We start from the raw sequence: 16,744 nt of genomic DNA, 5'->3' as shown, positions 1-16,744 counted from the left end.
CTACTGGCCTGGCTGCCGCCAGCCTCGCTGTCGCGGATCGACCTGATCCATCCGGATCCCTGGCCGAAGCGGCGGCACTGGAAGCGGCGCTTCGTCCAGGACAGGACCATCGCTGCAATGGCGCGCGTGCTGAAGGTCGGCGGCGAATTCCGCTTCGTTTGCGACATCGACGATTACTGCGCCTGGACGCTGTCGCATCTTGCGCGCTCGACGGATTTCAAATGGCTTGCGGAGCGCGCCGACGATTTCCGGCAGCCTTGGGACGGCTACACGATGACACGCTACGGCCGGAAGGCCGCGCGCGAGGGTCGCAAGGCGGCTTACTTGCGGTTCAGAAGACAATGATCGTCGTTCCGGGGCGCGCAGAGCGCGAACCCGGAATGACCAGCAAAAGAATCTTAGATCGTCTGCCGGTTGCGCCAGAAATTCACGACGCGTTCCGCCGTCGTCGGCATCAGGCGCGTGAAGTTCATGCGGGCGGCCTCGATGTCGGCATTGGCCGGCGCGCGATGCGGACCGTACCAGAGCAGGATGAGCGCGCGCACCGTGGGCCAGCCGAGATTCAGCACGCGCCCCAGGATCAGAATCGGATCGTAGCGGTCGCCCGCGATCAGGCGGTCGAGGATCGAGAGGCGGACGCCGGACATCGCCGAGAGCGAGGCGATCGCTTCCTCGTATTTGCCTGCCTTGGCAAAGCCGAGCAGCGCGCTCTCGCCGAGATGGCCCTCGCGATGCAAGGCGAGCACCGTGCGCTGTGCCGCCGAGAAATCGCGGCGCGGCCCGGGCGGCAGCGCGGCCTCCTCGATGGCCGCCATGGCGCGCTTGATCTCGACCTGGCGCACGGGATTGACCACGCTGGAGAGACGGCGGCGGATGACGTCGAGCGTGCCGTCGAGCAGCTCTTTCAGGTGCTCGCCCGAAAGATCGTTGCGCTGGCCGATCTTGAGCGTCAGCACGCCGTCCTGCGCGGCACGCTTGATCAGCTCGGAATAGCTGCCAGGCGAGAACACCGCGCCGGCATTGCCTGCGGCGCGACGCACCACGTCGCGATCGCCGCGCTCGACCAGCACGTCGGTGACGACGGACGACAGAGCGGGGCGCTCCGTCATCGCCAGCAGATGCCCCTGGCCCTTCAGCCGCGCGATCTCGACCAGGGCGGCTTCGTCGAGCACGGGCGAGCGGCGCAGCACCGGGCCGGCCACCATGATCTCGTTTTCGCGCGCGAGCTGGTTCACCAGGTGCCGCGGCGCGTTGTCCAGGCGCGAGAAGCGCTCGGCGAGATCGACGCGCGAGGCGAGCTCGGCATGCGGCACGAGATCGATCAGGAGATCGTCGAAGAGATCGATGAGCTCGGGACGGAGCTTGTCCGGATCCTGGAAGAACAGTTCGGCGATGGCACGCGCGATTTCGCCACGACGCCGGGGATCGCCGCGTTTGACGATTTCGTCCAGTCCGGGAATGAGCGACGTGGCAACGGTCATGAAAACGCAAACTCGTACAGGGCACGCCGCGGGTGCGCCCTTGGTCCAAGCCGCCCCACAATCAGGGAATTTAGGCCCCGTTGATGAAGGAAGCGTTGCGCGGGGGGCCGCCGGAATGGCGCAAAAAGCCTCGCCTGCCCTGCGATGGGCCTTGTCCGGGAGGGTGGAAAGGGCTATATCAGCGCCAATTCATCTTCTCATACGATCCGCGTAGTGAGAGTGGGCCCGAAAGGACCCGCTCTTTTTTATTACCTGAGCGCGGCTTGGCGGAAGATGCGGCCCGGCGAGCTGTCGGGAGAGTTCCGAAGCGGGCTTTGAAATCGTAACCAAGCCTTAACCATCGAGCGCCTTGACCCTGGATATGACCGAACCGACCACTGGTTCCACGGATGCCGAGTTGCTGGCCGAGCCGAGGCTCGTGGTCGAGCCGGGCGTCGCGGCACGGGTGTCCGCGGTGGCAGGGCCCGTGCTCCAGGGCATGGGCTACCGCCTGGTGCGGATCCGCATCTCCGGTGAAGCCGGCTGCACCGTGCAGATCATGGCCGAGCGCCCGGACGGCTCGATGCAGATCGAGGATTGCGAGACGATTTCGCGGGCGCTGTCGCCCGTGCTCGACGTCGCCGACCCCATCGATCGCGCCTACCGGCTGGAAATCTCCTCGCCGGGGATCGATCGCCCCCTGGTGCGGCGCTCCGATTTCGAGCGCTATGCCGGGCACCTGGTGAAGGTCGAGATGGCGGTCGCCCATGAGGGGCGGAAGCGCTTCCGCGGCATGATCGGCCCTGTCGAAGGCGACCGCGTGCATCTGCATCGCGACGACGTCAAGGCGGCCGAAGAACCCGACGTTCTCCTGACGATGGAGGATATCAGCGAGGCCCGGCTGGTGCTGACCGATGAGCTGATCGCGGAATCGATGCGCCGTGGCAAGGCCGCGGCGCGCGAGATGCGCCGCAATCTCGGCCTGGAGCCGCCGGCTGCGCCTCACGCGAAAATCAGCGAAAAAACGACCAAGAACACCAAGCCTAAGAAGAAGCCGGCACCGACCAACACGAAGAAGCATCGCCTGGCCGCCGAACGCGCGCGGCGCGGCGAGATCGAGCCTGACGAAGGAGACTAGCCATGGCAGTCAGCGCCAATCGACTTGAATTGCTCCAGATCGCCGATGCCGTCGCGCGGGAGAAATCGATCGACCGCGGCATCGTCATCGCGGCGATGGAGGACGCCATCGCCAAGGCGGCACGGGCCCGCTACGGCAGCGAGACTGACGTTCACGCCGAGATCGACCCGAAGAAGGGCGAGCTGCGGCTGTCGCGCCACATGCTGGTGGTCGAGAAGGTCGAAAACCACTCCAACCAGATTTCGCTGGTGGATGCGCAGCGCGCCAATCCCGGCGCCCAGGTCGGCGACACCATCGCCGATACCCTGCCGCCGCTGGAATATGGCCGCATCGCCGCGCAGTCGGCCAAGCAGGTGATCGTGCAGAAGGTGCGCGAGGCCGAGCGCGACCGGCAATATCAGGAATTCAAGGACCGCATCGGCGACATCGTCAACGGCGTCGTCAAGCGCGTCGAATATGGCAGCGTGATCGTGGATCTCGGCCGGGGCGAGGCCATCATCCGCCGCGACGAGATGCTGCCGCGCGAGGTGTTCCGCAACGGCGACCGCGTCCGCGCCTACATCTTCGACGTCCGCCGCGAGACCCGCGGCCCGCAGATCTTCCTCTCCCGCACCCATCCGCAGTTCATGGCGAAGCTGTTCGCGCAGGAAGTGCCCGAGATCTATGACGGCATCGTCGAGATCAAGGCGGTTGCCCGCGATCCCGGCTCGCGCGCGAAAATCGGCGTGATTTCCCGCGATTCCTCGGTCGATCCGGTCGGCGCCTGCGTCGGCATGCGCGGCTCGCGCGTGCAGGCGGTGGTGAACGAATTGCAGGGCGAGAAGATCGACATCATTCCCTGGTCGCCCGACATCGCGACCTTCGTGGTCAACGCGCTGGCGCCGGCCGAAGTCTCCAAGGTTGTCATCGACGAAGACCGCGAGCGCATCGAGGTCGTCGTGCCCGATACCAACAACCAGCTCTCGCTGGCGATCGGCCGCCGCGGCCAGAACGTGCGTCTGGCCTCGCAGCTCACCGGCTGGGATATCGACATCCTGACCGAGCAGGAGGAATCGGAGCGCCGCCAGGCCGACTTCGAGAACTCCACCCGCGTCTTCATGGAATCGCTCAACGTCGACGAGGTGGTCGGCCAGCTGCTCGCGTCCGAAGGCTTCACCTCGGTCGAGGAACTCGCGATGGTCGACATCAAGGAGCTCGCCGGCATCGAGGGTTTTGACGAGGAGACCGCGCAGGAGCTCCAGAACCGCGCCCGCGAATATCTCGATCAGCAGGAAGCCGAGCTCGAGGCCAAGCGCGTGGAACTCGGCGTCGAGGACGCTCTCAAGGACGTGCCCGGCGTCACCTCGAAGATGCTGGTGAAGTTCGGCGAGAACGACATCAAGACCGTCGACGACCTCGCCGGCTGCGCCACCGACGATCTGGTCGGCTGGACCGAGCGCAAGGAAGGTGGCGAATCCACCAAATATCCGGGTGCGCTCGACGGTATCGACATCTCCCGTGACGATGCCGAAGCGATGATCATGCAGGCTCGCGTCAAGGCCGGCTGGATCACCGAAGCCGATCTCGCCAAGCCCGCTGAAGAGGCTGAGGCGACCGAAGATCAACCGGCTTAAGGGCGAAGGAGAATGTCCCTCGGATGCTCGCAGATACTGACCACGATCTCGACCATGGGCCGCGGACCGAAAGGTCCGCGACCATGCGGATGTGCGCGGTCAGCCGCGAGGTCCGGCCGATCGACGAGCTGATCCGTTTCGTTGTATCGCCCCAGGGCGACATAGTTCCCGATCTCAAGCGCAAGCTGCCCGGACGCGGCATGTGGATCACTGCCTCGCGCGAGGTGGTTGCGGAAGCCGTACGGCGTCACCAATTTAACAAGGCCTTCAAGCGCGAGCTGCGCACCCCTCAGACGCTTCCCGCCGACATCGAGGCGCTCCTGGTCCGGAGCGTGACGGAAGCCCTTGGGATCGCCGCCAAGGCGGGCCAGATCGTGGCCGGCTTCGGCAAGGTCGAGAGCGCCCTGCGCGAAGGCACGGTCGAGGTCCTGATCCACGCCAGCGACGGGGCCGCGGACGGAATCCGCAAATTGGACATGCTGGCGCGTCAAAATGCCGGAAATCGCGGCGCCAAGCCGCAGATTCCCGTCGTGACGGTACTGAAATCGATAGAATTGGATTTGGCACTGACCCGGTCAAATGTGATACATGCTGCCCTGCTCGCGGGCCCGGCGAGCAGGTCATTCCTGTCACGTAGCCAGATGCTGGTCCGATACCGGATGGCGGACGATGACAAGACTGCCGAAAAGCCCGGCCAGGATTTCTGAGAGACAACGACGACCCGATAGGACTGTGCGGCAACGCACAACGCTAACAGATCAGGATTAGGACTGCTGAATGGTTGATACCAAGACCCCTGACGACAAGAAGCTGAGCGTTCCGAGCAAGACGCTAACGCTCAAGCCGCGCGTCGAAACGGGCACTGTGCGCCAGAGCTTCAGCCATGGCCGCAGCAAGCAGGTCGTGGTCGAGAAGCGCGGCAAGCGCCGTATCGACGGCAGCCCCGAGCCGCAGGCTCCCACGGTTGTTGCAAAGCCGGCACCGGCCGCGCCAGCTCCGTCGCGCCCCGCTCCGCCCGCCCAGCCGCGCAACGCCGGTTCCGGCGTGGTGCTGCGTACCCTGACCGAGGACGAGCGTTCGGCCCGTGCCAGCGCGCTGGCCGATGCCAAGCTGCGCGAAGTCGAGGAACGCCGCCAGGCCGAGGAAGAGGCCCAGCGCCGCGCTGTCCGCGAGGCCGCCGAACGCGCCGAGCGCGAAGCCGCCGAAGCCCGCCGCAAGGCCGAGGACGAGCGCCATCGCCACGAGGACGAAGCCAAGCGGAAGGCCGAGACCGAGGCCAAGAAGCGTTTTGGCGAAGGCGAGCAGCCGGCATCGGCCGCGCGTCCCGCGACCGCGGCACCGGCCGCGCCTGCGCCGCGGCCCGGCGCCCCCGTGGCCCGGCCCGGAACCACGACGACCCGCCCGGGAACAACGACGGCGCGTCCTGCAACGACGACCGCGCAGCGTCCGGGTGCACCGGCAGGTCGCGGCCCCGCAGTTGCGGCCGAACCGGATGAGGACGAGGCACCGCGCCAGATCCGTCGCGGTCCCGGCGGCGCCGCGCGTCCCGCGCCCCCGCCCAAGACCACGCACAAGCCCGGCCCGCAGAAAGAGCGCGGCCGCCTCACCGTCGTCACTGCGCTCAACGCCGACGAGGTGCGCGAGCGCTCGATCGCCTCGTTCCGCCGCCGCACCCAGCGTCTGAAGGGCCACGCCTCGAACGAGCCGAAGGAAAAGCTCATTCGCGAGGTGGTCATTCCGGAAGCGATCACGATCCAGGAGCTCGCCAACCGCATGGCCGAGCGCGCGGTCGACGTCATCCGCATGCTGATGAAGCAGGGCGCGATGCACAAGATCACCGACGTGATCGACGCCGACACCGCGCAGCTGATCGCCGAAGAGCTCGGTCATACCGTCAAGCGCGTCGCCGCGTCGGACGTCGAAGAGGGTCTGTTCGACCAGGTCGACGATTCCACCGACACCGAGACGCGTTCGCCCGTGGTGACCGTGATGGGTCACGTCGACCACGGCAAGACCTCGCTGCTCGACGCGCTCCGTCACGCCAACGTGGTCTCCGGCGAAGCCGGCGGCATCACCCAGCATATCGGCGCCTATCAGGTGGTGTCGCCCGAAAGCGGCAAGAAGATCACCTTCATCGACACGCCCGGCCACGCCGCGTTCACCGCGATGCGCGCCCGCGGCGCCAAGGTCACCGACATCGTCGTGCTGGTGGTCGCTGCCGATGACGGCGTGATGCCGCAGACCGTCGAAGCCATCAACCACGCCAAGGCGGCGCGGGTGCCGATCATCGTTGCCATCAACAAGATCGACAAGCCCGATGCCAGGCCCGAGCGCGTGCGCACCGAGCTGCTCCAGCACGAAGTGCAGGTGGAATCCTTCGGCGGCGACGTCGTCGACGTCGAGGTGTCCGCCAAGAACAAGACCAATCTCGACAAGCTGCTCGAGATGATCGCGCTGCAGGCCGACATCCTCGACCTGAAGACCAATTCGGAGCGCCCGGCCGAAGGCACCGTGATCGAGGCCAAGCTCGACCGCGGCCGTGGCCCGGTCGCGACCGTGCTGGTCCAGCGCGGCACGCTCCGTGTCGGCGACATCATCGTTGCCGGCGCCGAGATGGGCCGCGTTCGTGCGCTGATCTCGGACCAGGGCGAGACGGTGCAGGAAGCGGGTCCGTCGGTGCCGGTCGAGGTGCTCGGCTTCAACGGTCCGCCGGAAGCCGGCGATCGCCTCGCCGTCGTCGAGAACGAAGCCCGCGCCCGCCAGGTCACGAGCTACCGCGCGCACCAGAAGCGCGAGAACGCGGCAGCCTCGATCTCCGGCATGCGCGGCTCGCTCGAGCAGATGATGTCGCAGCTGAAGACGGCGGGCCGCAAGGAGTTCCCGCTGATCATCAAGGCCGACGTGCAGGGCTCGCTGGAAGCGATCCTCGGCTCGCTGGAGAAGCTCGGCACTGACGAAGTCGCCGCCCGCATCCTGCATGCCGGCGTCGGCGGTATTTCGGAGTCGGACGTGACGCTCGCGGAAGGCTTCAACGCCGCGATCATCGGCTTCTCGGTTCGTGCCAACAAGGAAGCCGCTGCGGCCGCCAAGCGCAACGGCATCGAGATCCGCTACTACAACATCATCTACGACCTCGTGGACGACGTGAAGAAGGCGATGAGTGGTCTGCTCGCGCCGACCTTGCGTGAAACCATGCTCGGCAATGCCGCGATCCTGGAGATCTTCAACATCTCCAAGGTCRGCAAGGTCGCCGGCTGCCGCGTCACCGACGGCACCGTGGAACGCGGCGCCAATGTGCGCCTGATCCGCGACAACGTCGTCGTGCACGAAGGCAAGCTGTCGACGCTGAAGCGCTTCAAGGACGAAGTGAAGGAAGTCCAGTCCGGTCAGGAATGCGGCATGGCCTTCGAGAACTATCACGACATGCGTGCCGGTGACGTGATCGAGTGTTATCGCGTGGAGACGATCCAGCGCTCCCTGTAAGTCCAAATCTTACCGAAGCGCCCGGATCTTTTTGAACTGAAATAGCGGGAGTGAGATGGCCGGATTTTTCCGGCCATCCACGCCTCTTCGTTTCAACAGGACAAATGACAATGCTCGTGTCCCAAACACGGGCATGACGAGGTGATTTTCAGACCATGCCCCRCCACCATCAAAAGAAGAGTTCCGCGCCAGGCGGAGGCTCGCAACGCCAGTTGCGCGTCGGCGAACAGGTTCGCCATGCGATGGCCGAGATTCTGGCGCAAGGCAACGTGCATGATGCGGACCTCGAAGGTCACATCATCACCGTGCCGGAGGTGCGGATGTCGCCCGACCTGAAGCTCGCGACAATCTACGTGATGCCGCTCGGTGGCCACGACACCGAGGTCGTCATTGCTGCGCTCGAACGCAACAAGAAATTCCTTCGCGGCGAAGTCGCGCGGCGCGTTAACCTGAAATTTGCACCTGACGTTCGCTTCCGCGTCGACGAGCRATTCGACGAAGCGGAACGGATCGAGAAGCTTTTGCGAACACCTGCGGTGCAGAAGGACCTGGAACAGGATCCGGATTCGGATCGGGAAGAAGAGCAATGACGATGGACCCGGCTCACGGCACGATCGGCGGTGAAGAGGCCGATCAGCGCGACGTGCAGAAAAATAATTTTGCGGACATGGGCGGCAATTCTCAGCCGCACCAGGAGCCGCGCCGCGTCAACAACGATCCCCGYGCCAGGCAGCAGAAGGGCAACCAGGTTCGCCGCGACCGCCGCGACGTCCACGGCTGGGTCGTGCTCGACAAGCCGATCGGCATGACCTCGACGCAGGCCGTCGCCGTGCTCAAGCGCCTGTTCAACGCCAAGCGCGCCGGCCACGCCGGCACGCTCGATCCGCTCGCTTCCGGCGGCCTGCCGATCGCGCTCGGCGAAGCCACCAAGACGGTTCCCTTCGTCATGGACGGCCGCAAGCGCTACCAGTTCACCGTGTGCTGGGGCGAGGAGCGCGACACCGACGACATCGAGGGCCGGGTCACCGCGACCTCCGACCAGCGCCCGACCCGGGAGGCCATCCTGGCGCTCTTGCCCCGCTTCACCGGGGTGATCGAGCAGATCCCGCCGCGCTATTCCGCGATCAAGGTCCAGGGCGAGCGCGCCTATGACCTCGCCCGCGACGGAGAGATCGTGGAACTGGCTCCCCGCCCGGTCGAGATTCACCAATTAACCCTTGTGGATCAACCGGATAACGACCGGGCCGTGTTCGAGGCCGAGTGCGGCAAGGGCACCTATGTCCGCGCCCTCGCCCGCGATATGGGCCGGATTCTGGGCACTTACGGCCATATCTGCGCGCTGCGGCGGACCCTGGTCGGCCCTTTTGGCGAAAACGACATGATTCCGCTGGATCAGTTGGAGGCTTTGTGCGATAGAGCCGCGTCCGGCGAGGGAAGCCTCGCCGACGCGCTTTTGCCCGTTGAGACCGCGCTGGACGACATCCCGGCACTGGCCGTCACTCGGGCTGATGCGGCAAGGCTCCATCGGGGCCAGGCCGTTTTGTTGCGCGGACGGGATGCGCCCACTTGTAGCGGCACAGTCTATGTCACGGTGGCAGGCCGCCTTTTGGCGCTTGCCGAAGTCGGCAATGGCGAAATCATCCCCAAGCGTGTGTTCAACCTGACCGGCCTGACTGCCAGCCCCGGTCGCAACGAGAGAAATTGACGATGTCGATTGCCGCARAACGCAAAGCGGAAGTCATCAAGACGAATGCCACCAAGGCCGGCGACACCGGCTCGCCCGAGGTTCAGGTCGCGATCCTGTCGGAACGCATCAACAACCTCACCAACCATTTCAAGACCCACGTGAAGGACAACCATTCGCGTCGCGGCCTCTTGAAGCTGGTCTCGACCCGCCGCTCGCTCCTCGACTACCTCAAGAAGAGGGACGAGGCGCGCTACAAGGCGCTTCTCGAGAAGCACAACATTCGTCGTTAAGTGTTCCTGCGCGCGCCACTGGCGCGCGTTTTCGCGCGTGGTTTCGAACGAAAGCGTTTGTTTAAAGGTTTTTGATCGAGGCTGCGTGCGCGTCGGGTGCAAGCCGTTGACGGCTAGCATCCGGGGCATGATCGGCGAAGACCGCGGTTCGGTGTTCGCGTTCGTGCCGACTGACAGTCCAGCAGCAATCCGGCGGCTGGGCACAACGGGCAAGGCGCCTGTATGACCCGAAAGGATGGACGCCATCCGAATTCCAAAAACCATGGCAGGATCGCAGGACGCTGATCATCCGCTCCGATCAGCGTCCCGCAATCTTGCGCATGGTTTTTGTTTTTCGAAGCGTCCCTCGTTTCGAGAACCCATGAAAGAAGACCTCTATGTTCAATAAGCATTCAGTCGAGATCGACTGGGGCGGACGCCCTCTCAAGCTCGAAACCGGCAAGATCGCCCGCCAGGCCGACGGCGCCGTCGTCGCCACCTATGGCGAGACCGTGGTGCTCGCCACCGTCGTCGCGGCAAAGGCGCCGCGCGAAGGCGTCGACTTCCTGCCGCTGACCGTCGACTACCAGGAGAAGACCTACGCCGCGGGCCGCATTCCCGGCGGCTATTTCAAGCGCGAGGGCCGTCCGACCGAGAAGGAGACGCTGGTCTCCCGCCTGATCGACCGTCCGATCCGTCCGCTGTTCGTCGATGGCTGGCGCAACGAGACCCAGGTGATCGCCACCGTGCTGTCGCACGACATGGAGAACGATCCCGACATCGTCGCGCTGGTGGCATCGTCCGCCGCGCTGACCCTGTCCGGCGCTCCCTTCAAGGGTCCTATCGGCGCCGCGCGCGTCGGCTTCGTCAATGACGAATACGTGCTCAACCCGACGCTCGACGAGATGGTCGACACCCAGCTCGACCTCGTCGTCGCCGGCACCGCCGACGCCGTGCTGATGGTGGAATCGGAAGCCAAGGAGCTGAACGAAGACATCATGCTCGGCGCCGTGATGTTCGGTCACCGCCACTTCCAGCCGGTGATCAACGCGATCATCGAGCTCGCCGAGAAGGCCGCCAAGGAGCCGCGCGAAGTCACCGTCATCGACAATGCCGCGCTCGAGAAGGAAATGCTCGGCCTGGTCGAGCAGGAACTGCGCGCCGCCTACGCCATTCCGGTCAAGCAGGATCGCTACGCCGCGGTCGGCAAGGTCAAGGAAAAGGTGATCGCCCATTATTTCCCCGAAGGGCAGGAGCCGAAATACGACAAGCTGCGCATCGCCGGCGTGTTCAAGGAGCTCGAGGCCAAGATCGTTCGCTGGAACATCCTCGACACCGGCAAGCGCATCGACGGCCGCGACAGCAAGACCGTGCGCAACATCGTCGCCGAAGTCGGCGTGCTGCCACGCGCTCACGGCTCGGCGCTGTTCACCCGCGGCGAGACCCAGGCGATGGTCGTGACCACGCTCGGCACCGGCGAGGACGAGCAGTACATCGACGCGCTGTCGGGAACGTACAAAGAGACGTTCCTGCTGCACTACAACTTCCCCCCCTACTCGGTCGGTGAGACCGGTCGCCTCGGCGGCACCAAGCGCCGCGAGATCGGCCACGGCAAGCTCGCCTGGCGCGCGATCCACCCGGTGCTGCCGCCGCATCACGAGTTTCCGTACACGATCCGCGTGGTCTCCGAGATCACCGAATCCAACGGCTCCTCGTCGATGGCTTCGGTCTGCGGCGCCTCGCTCGCGCTGATGGACGCCGGCGTGCCGCTGAAGCGGCCGACCGCGGGCATCGCGATGGGCCTGATCCTCGAAGACAAGCGCTTTGCGGTTCTCTCCGACATCCTCGGTGACGAGGATCATCTCGGCGACATGGACTTCAAGGTCGCCGGCACGGAATCGGGCATCACCTCGCTCCAGATGGACATCAAGATCGAGGGCATCACCGAGGAGATCATGAAGGTCGCGCTCGGCCAGGCCAAGGATGGGCGTATCCACATCCTCGGCGAGATGGCCAAGGCGCTCACCAACGCCCGCGCCGAGCTCGGCGAATACGCGCCGCGCATCGAGACCTTCAAGATCCCGACCGACAAGATCCGCGAAGTGATCGGCACCGGCGGCAAGGTGATCCGCGAGATCGTCGAGAAGACCGGCGCCAAGGTCAACATCGAGGACGACGGCACCGTGAAGGTCGCCTCCAGCGACGGCGAGGCGATGAAGGCCGCGATCAAGTGGATCAAGTCGATCGCGTCCGAGCCGGAAGTCGGCCAGATCTATGACGGCACCGTCGTCAAGGTGATGGAGTTCGGCGCCTTCGTGAACTTCTTCGGCTCCAAGGACGGCCTCGTTCACATCAGCCAGCTCGCTTCGGCGCGCGTGCAGAAGACCTCCGACGTCGTCAAGGAAGGCGACAAGGTCAAGGTCAAGCTGCTCGGCTTCGACGACCGCGGCAAGACCCGCCTCTCGATGAAGGTGGTCGACCAGACCACCGGCGAGGACCTCGAGGCCAAGGACAAGACCGCCGAGGGCGAGAAGGCCCCGCGCGAAGCGGCCGGCGAGTAAGTTCTCGTACCATCAGAAACACGAAAGGGCGGCCGAAAGGCCGCCCTTTTTGTTTGGGTTCGCTCCGGGCGAAATGCGTGCCCTCTCCCGCAAGCGGGAGAGGGCACCGACTCAGGCCGCGAGATCGAACCGGTCGAGGTTCATCACCTTGGTCCAGGCCTTGGCGAAGTCCTTGACGAACTGCTCCTTGGAGTCCGACGTGGCATAGACCTCGGCGTAGGCGCGAAGCTGCGAGTGCGCGCCGAAGATGAGATCGGCGCGCGTACCGGTCCCCTTCACCGCGTTGGTCTTGCGGTCGCGAGCCTCGTAGGTGCCGTCGGCCGCCGGCGTCCACTGCGCGCTCATGTCGAGCAGGTTGACGAAGAAGTCGTTGCTCAGCGTGCCCACCTTCGCGGTGAGAACGCCATGCTTCGAACCGTTCGCATTGGCGCCGAGCACGCGCAGGCCGCCGACCAGCACGGTCAACTCAGGTCCGGTGAGCTTCAAAAGCTGCGCGCGATCGACGAGCGCTTCTTCCTGCTGCAGGAACTGATGCTTCTTGCTGTTGTAGTTGCGGAAGCCATCGACCCGCGGCTCCAGCGGCGCGAAGGACGCCACGTCGGTCTGCTCCTGCGAGGCATCCATACGGCCCGGCGTGAACGCGACCTTGACGTCGACGCCGGCGTCCTTCGCGGCCTTCTCGACCGCGGCGGTGCCGCCGAGGACGATCAGGTCGGCGAGCGAGACCTTCTTCGCGCCGGCCGAGGCGTTGAACTCCTTCTGGATCGCTTCGAGCTTGCCGAGGACCTTCGAGAGCTGAGCCGGCTGGTTCACCTCCCAGTCCTTCTGGGGGCTGAGACGAATGCGCGCGCCGTTGGCGCCGCCGCGCTTGTCCGAGCCGCGGAACGTCGATGCCGACGCCCACGCCGTCGAGACCAGCTCCGGCACCGAGAGGCCCGAGGCCAGGATCTTGGTCTTCAGCGCAGCGATGTCCTGATCGCTGACCAGTTCGTGATTCACGGCCGGGATCGGATCCTGCCAGATCAGCGTTTCCTTCGGCACCAGCGGGCCGAGATAGCGGACGATCGGACCCATGTCGCGGTGGGTGAGCTTGAACCAGGCGCGGGCGAAGGCGTCCGCGAACTGATCGGGGTTCTCGAGGAAACGCCGCGAGATCTTCTCATAGGCCGGATCGAGGCGCAGCGAGAGGTCGGTCGTCAGCATCGTCGGCCGATGCTTCTTCGACTTGTCGAAGGCGTCGGGAATGATCGCGTCGGCGCCCTTGGCCGTCCACTGGTTCGCACCGCCCGGGCTCTTCGTCAGCTCCCATTCGTACTTGAACAGGTTCTCGAAGAAGTTGTTGCTCCACTTCGTCGGCGTCGTCGTCCACGTCACCTCGAGACCGCTGGTGATGGAATCGCCCGCCAGGCCCGAGGCGTGCTTGCTCTTCCAGCCGAGGCCCTGATCCTCGAGTGCGCCCGCTTCCGGTTCCGGTCCGACCAGCGACGGATCGCCCGCACCATGGGTCTTGCCGAAGGTATGACCGCCGGCGATCAGCGCGACGGTTTCCTCGTCATTCATCGCCATGCGGAAGAAGGTCTCGCGGATGTCCTTGGCCGCGGCGATCGGGTCCGGCTTGCCGTTCGGGCCTTCCGGATTGACGTAGATGAGGCCCATCTGCACCGCGCCGAGCGGCTCGGCGAGCTGGCGTTCGCCGCTGTAGCGCTCATCGCCCAGCCAGGTGCCTTCCGGACCCCAATAGAGCTCTTCCGGCTCCCAGACGTCGGCGCGGCCGCCGGCGAAACCGAAGGTCTTGAAGCCCATCGACTCCAGCGCGACGTTGCCGGCAAGCACCATCAAATCGGCCCAGGAGATCTTGCGGCCGTATTTCTGCTTGATCGGCCAGAGCAGCCGGCGCGCCTTGTCGAGATTGGCGTTGTCTGGCCAGCTGTTGAGCGGCGCGAAACGCTGCTGACCGGCCCCGGCGCCACCGCGCCCGTCGGTGATGCGGTAGGTGCCCGCGCTGTGCCAGGCCATGCGGATCATCAGGCCGCCATAATGACCGAAGTCGGCGGGCCACCACTCCTGCGAGTCCGTCATCAAGGCGGTCAGGTCCTTGATGACTGCGTTCAGGTCGAGCGTCTTGAATTCCTTGGCGTAGTCGAATTCCTTGCCCATCGGGTCGGACAGGCCGGAATTCTTGTGCAGCATCTCGATGCTGAGCTGGGTCGGCCACCAATCGCGGTTTGCCGGCGCGCGTTTTCCACCCGAAAACGGGCACTTCGAAGTGTCGTCCATGAATACCTCCTCTGGTGGCGTCGAACTCGCGCCTTTGACCAGGTAGAACCACTCTAAGCCCCGCATTCCATCAGGGGAAGTTGACTTTAGTGATCGCTGCGATAGGATTTTCTGATGGTCAACGTGACGATGCGCCAGCTCCGGTATTTCGACGCGCTGGCGCGTCACGGGCATTTCGGGCGCGCGGCGGAGGCGAGCTCGATCTCGCAGCCGGCCCTGTCGATGCAGATCAAGGAACTGGAGGAAGCGCTCGGCGGCCTGCTGCTGGAGCGTACCGCCCGGCAGGTCGCGCTGACGCGGTTCGGCGAAGAGCTCGCGCCGCGCGTCCGCGACATCCTGCGCTCGGTCGATGAACTCGGCGATTTCGCGCGGGCGTCGCAGGACCGCTTCGCCGGCCGCCTGCGCATCGGCATGATCCCGACGATCGCGCCCTACCTGCTGCCCAAGATCACCAAGAATCTCACGCGCATGCATCCGGAACTCGACATCCGCGTGCGCGAGACGATGACGCCGCGGYTGATCCAGGAACTGGTCGAAGGCCGGCTCGACACCGCCATCGTCGCGCTGCCTGTGTCCGAGTCCTCGCTCACCGAGGTCGCCCTGTTCGAGGAAAAATTCCTGCTGGTGCGGCCGGGCGCGGATGAGGGAACGCCCGCACCCTCGCGCGAGATGATGCGGGAGATGCGGCTCCTGCTGCTCGAGGAGGGACACTGCTTTCGCGACCAGGCGCTGTCGTTCTGCAACATGCAGTCGGCGCCGCCGCGCGAGATGCTGGATGCGAATTCGCTGTCGACGCTGGTCCAGATGGTCAGCGCCGGCATCGGGGTCACCTTGATCCCGGAGATGGCGGTGCCGGTGGAGACGCGATCGGCCTCGGTCTCGCTGACGCGCTTTCGCGACCCGCAGCCCTCGCGCACCATCGGCATGGTCTGGCGCAAGACCAGCCCGCTGGCGCGGCAGCTGCTCCAGATTTCCGAGGTGGTGTGCCTGTCGGCCGGCAAGGTGCGGACACGGCCATCCGTGCGCAATCAGCGGGCCTGAAGCCTCGATGTTGCATCCCGTCATCCGCCCCGCCCGCGCCGACGAATATGACGAGATCGGCCGCGTCTGGATGGAAAGCTGGGTCTCGACCGGCCTTGCCGAGGCGAGTGAATTCCTGCTGGCAAACCTGCGCGCACGCATCAGGCGCGAGATCGAGAACGGCTGGAGCCTGTTCGTCGCCGACGACAACGGCACGATCGCCGCCATGCTGGCGCTGCATCTGCCAAAACGCTATCTCGACATGCTTTTCGTCGGGCCCGCCTACCAGGGCCAATCGCTCGGCCGGCAGTTGCTCGCCTTCACACGCACGCAAATGCCCGACGAGATGTACCTGCGCTGCGTCCGCGAGAACGAAAAGGCCTGGCGCTGGTATGAGCGCGAGGGTTTTGTGTTCGAGAAGGAAGAGGTTGAACCGTCGAACGGGTTCGTGATGAAGTGCTACCGGTGGAAGCGGCCACGACCCAGCGGCAGGTAGGAAGACCGGGTCTTCACCTTGCGGTTGTCATCGGCGCGCTCTAGTAGATGTCTCACGTCGACGAGAACATCCTGGAAGCCGCAACCCGCATCAGCCGCCCCATGTTTCGCATCTGCTTGACTACGATCTTCCTGTTCGGGCTCATCGCAGGCGCGGCGGCCCAATCCGCTCCATCACCGGCTCGGCCAGCCAAGAGCGTCACGCCGAAAACCGCCCCGAGTTCCAAACTGCCCGCCGCTGCGGACGCGGGACCGTGCGCGATTGGCCTCATTTCCGTCGTCGGCAGTCGGTTCGGTGTTCAGCAGGTTGGCTTCACCATGTTCGGCAACGAGTACGCGCCCGTTGCGATCGATGGCTGGGGACTTGATGACATCGTCATGTCGCGGGTTCGCGCGGCCGCGTCCGGCAAATCCGTCAGGCGCCTAGCGTATTCGCCGAGCGCCTGGGCACGTGCGGGTGAATCGGGTTCGCCGATGCTGAGGCGAAACCCGGAGCGACAGGAATTCGTTCAGCAGAGCGCGGCAGGCGCCAAATGCCAGCTCTATGTCCTGATCGAGAGATTCCAGAACGGCTTCAGCAACACCAACCAATCCGTCGAAGGGTTTGGCATCGTGAAATGGGGCAGCCCTATCAAGCGACGCACGTTCCTGTTCGCGCTGACTTATATCACCGTGTACGACGGACAGTCGTTCGAGGTCGTCAAGAAGGCCGTGGCGTCAACGAATGACGAACCCATGATG

14 protein-coding genes are annotated in these 16,744 nt (G+C 65.1%); 12 read left to right on the top strand and 2 right to left on the bottom strand.

From position 1 onward, the window contains the following. Window positions 1-345, top strand: a 345-nt coding sequence (gene trmB / locus AC1D00_RS03815; RefSeq protein WP_477009722.1) for a tRNA (guanine(46)-N(7))-methyltransferase TrmB, incomplete at its 5' end; no start/stop codon positions are given. 53 nt (window positions 346-398) lie between these two features. On the opposite strand, the gene AC1D00_RS03810 is transcribed toward trmB, so the two are convergent. Continuing rightward, a complete protein-coding gene (locus AC1D00_RS03810; protein ID WP_404551491.1) occupies window positions 399-1,481 on the bottom strand; it encodes a DUF2336 domain-containing protein in 1,083 nt (360 codons plus the stop codon). 361 nt (window positions 1,482-1,842) lie between these two features. Between AC1D00_RS03810 and rimP the strand changes: the two genes are divergently transcribed. The 8 genes from rimP (at window position 1,843) to pnp (ending at window position 12,211) form a co-directional block, all read left to right on the top strand. Continuing rightward, window positions 1,843-2,598, top strand: a complete 756-nt coding sequence (rimP, locus tag AC1D00_RS03805) for a ribosome maturation factor RimP (protein WP_477009721.1) — start codon at window positions 1,843-1,845, stop codon at window positions 2,596-2,598. 2 nt (window positions 2,599-2,600) lie between these two features. Further along, window positions 2,601-4,211, top strand: a complete 1,611-nt coding sequence (gene nusA / locus AC1D00_RS03800) for a transcription termination factor NusA (RefSeq protein ID WP_135175154.1) — start codon at window positions 2,601-2,603, stop codon at window positions 4,209-4,211. Between the two features lie 23 nt (window positions 4,212-4,234). Then, entirely contained in the window at window positions 4,235-4,918 is a 684-nt protein-coding gene (locus AC1D00_RS03795) for an RNA-binding protein (protein ID WP_135175155.1), read from the top strand. A 70-nt stretch (window positions 4,919-4,988) separates the two neighbouring features. Then, a complete protein-coding gene (gene infB, locus AC1D00_RS03790; RefSeq protein ID WP_477009720.1) occupies window positions 4,989-7,694 on the top strand; it encodes a translation initiation factor IF-2 in 2,706 nt (901 codons plus the stop codon). Window positions 7,695-7,849: 155 nt separating this feature from the next. Then, window positions 7,850-8,284: a 30S ribosome-binding factor RbfA gene (gene rbfA / locus AC1D00_RS03785; protein WP_477009719.1), complete on the top strand. Its 435-nt coding sequence runs from the start codon at window positions 7,850-7,852 to the stop codon at window positions 8,282-8,284. Continuing rightward, window positions 8,281-9,399, top strand: coding sequence for a tRNA pseudouridine(55) synthase TruB (gene truB, locus AC1D00_RS03780; RefSeq protein ID WP_477009718.1), 1,119 nt, complete (start codon window positions 8,281-8,283; stop codon window positions 9,397-9,399). Before rbfA ends, truB begins: the two co-directional genes overlap by 4 nt. 2 nt (window positions 9,400-9,401) lie before the next feature. Then, on the top strand, window positions 9,402-9,671 hold the full coding sequence (rpsO, locus tag AC1D00_RS03775) for a 30S ribosomal protein S15 (protein ID WP_477009717.1): 270 nt from the start codon (window positions 9,402-9,404) through the stop codon (window positions 9,669-9,671). A 377-nt stretch (window positions 9,672-10,048) separates the two neighbouring features. Beyond that, complete coding sequence (gene pnp / locus AC1D00_RS03770) at window positions 10,049-12,211, top strand: polyribonucleotide nucleotidyltransferase (RefSeq protein WP_477009716.1); 2,163 nt, start codon at window positions 10,049-10,051, stop codon at window positions 12,209-12,211. A gap of 111 nt (window positions 12,212-12,322) precedes the next feature. Here the strand turns inward: pnp and katG are convergent, their stop codons facing one another. Then, a complete protein-coding gene (gene katG, locus AC1D00_RS03765) occupies window positions 12,323-14,488 on the bottom strand; it encodes a catalase/peroxidase HPI (protein WP_477009715.1) in 2,166 nt (721 codons plus the stop codon). Window positions 14,489-14,602: 114 nt separating this feature from the next. Here katG and AC1D00_RS03760 point away from each other — a divergent pair, with 114 nt between their 5' ends. From AC1D00_RS03760 to AC1D00_RS03750, 3 genes are all read left to right on the top strand, one after another. Beyond that, complete coding sequence (locus AC1D00_RS03760; RefSeq protein ID WP_027546825.1) at window positions 14,603-15,529, top strand: hydrogen peroxide-inducible genes activator; 927 nt, start codon at window positions 14,603-14,605, stop codon at window positions 15,527-15,529. Between the two features lie 7 nt (window positions 15,530-15,536). Then, a complete protein-coding gene (locus AC1D00_RS03755) occupies window positions 15,537-16,004 on the top strand; it encodes an N-acetyltransferase family protein (protein ID WP_477009714.1) in 468 nt (155 codons plus the stop codon). 47 nt (window positions 16,005-16,051) lie between these two features. Then, on the top strand, window positions 16,052-16,744 hold a 693-nt coding region (locus tag AC1D00_RS03750; RefSeq protein WP_477009713.1), incomplete at its 3' end, for a hypothetical protein.

The sequence above is a fragment of the Bradyrhizobium sp. P2_E8 genome, assembly GCF_056403875.1.
The sequence above is the reverse complement of the archived record's forward strand: the minus strand, read 5'-3'. Positions and strand labels throughout refer to the sequence as shown.

Bases quoted from the DNA above. Each gene is read 5' to 3' on its own strand.
- AC1D00_RS03810 (WP_404551491.1), bottom strand. From the start codon at position 1,481: ATGACCGTTGCCACGTCGCTCATTCCCGGACTGGACGAAATCGTCAAA.
- rimP (WP_477009721.1), top strand. From the start codon at position 1,843: ATGACCGAACCGACCACTGGTTCCACGGATGCCGAGTTGCTGGCCGAG.
- nusA (WP_135175154.1), top strand. From the start codon at position 2,601: ATGGCAGTCAGCGCCAATCGACTTGAATTGCTCCAGATCGCCGATGCC.
- AC1D00_RS03795 (WP_135175155.1), top strand. From the start codon at position 4,235: ATGCTCGCAGATACTGACCACGATCTCGACCATGGGCCGCGGACCGAA.
- pnp (WP_477009716.1), top strand. From the start codon at position 10,049: ATGTTCAATAAGCATTCAGTCGAGATCGACTGGGGCGGACGCCCTCTC.
- katG (WP_477009715.1), bottom strand. From the start codon at position 14,488: ATGGACGACACTTCGAAGTGCCCGTTTTCGGGTGGAAAACGCGCGCCG.
- AC1D00_RS03755 (WP_477009714.1), top strand. From the start codon at position 15,537: ATGTTGCATCCCGTCATCCGCCCCGCCCGCGCCGACGAATATGACGAG.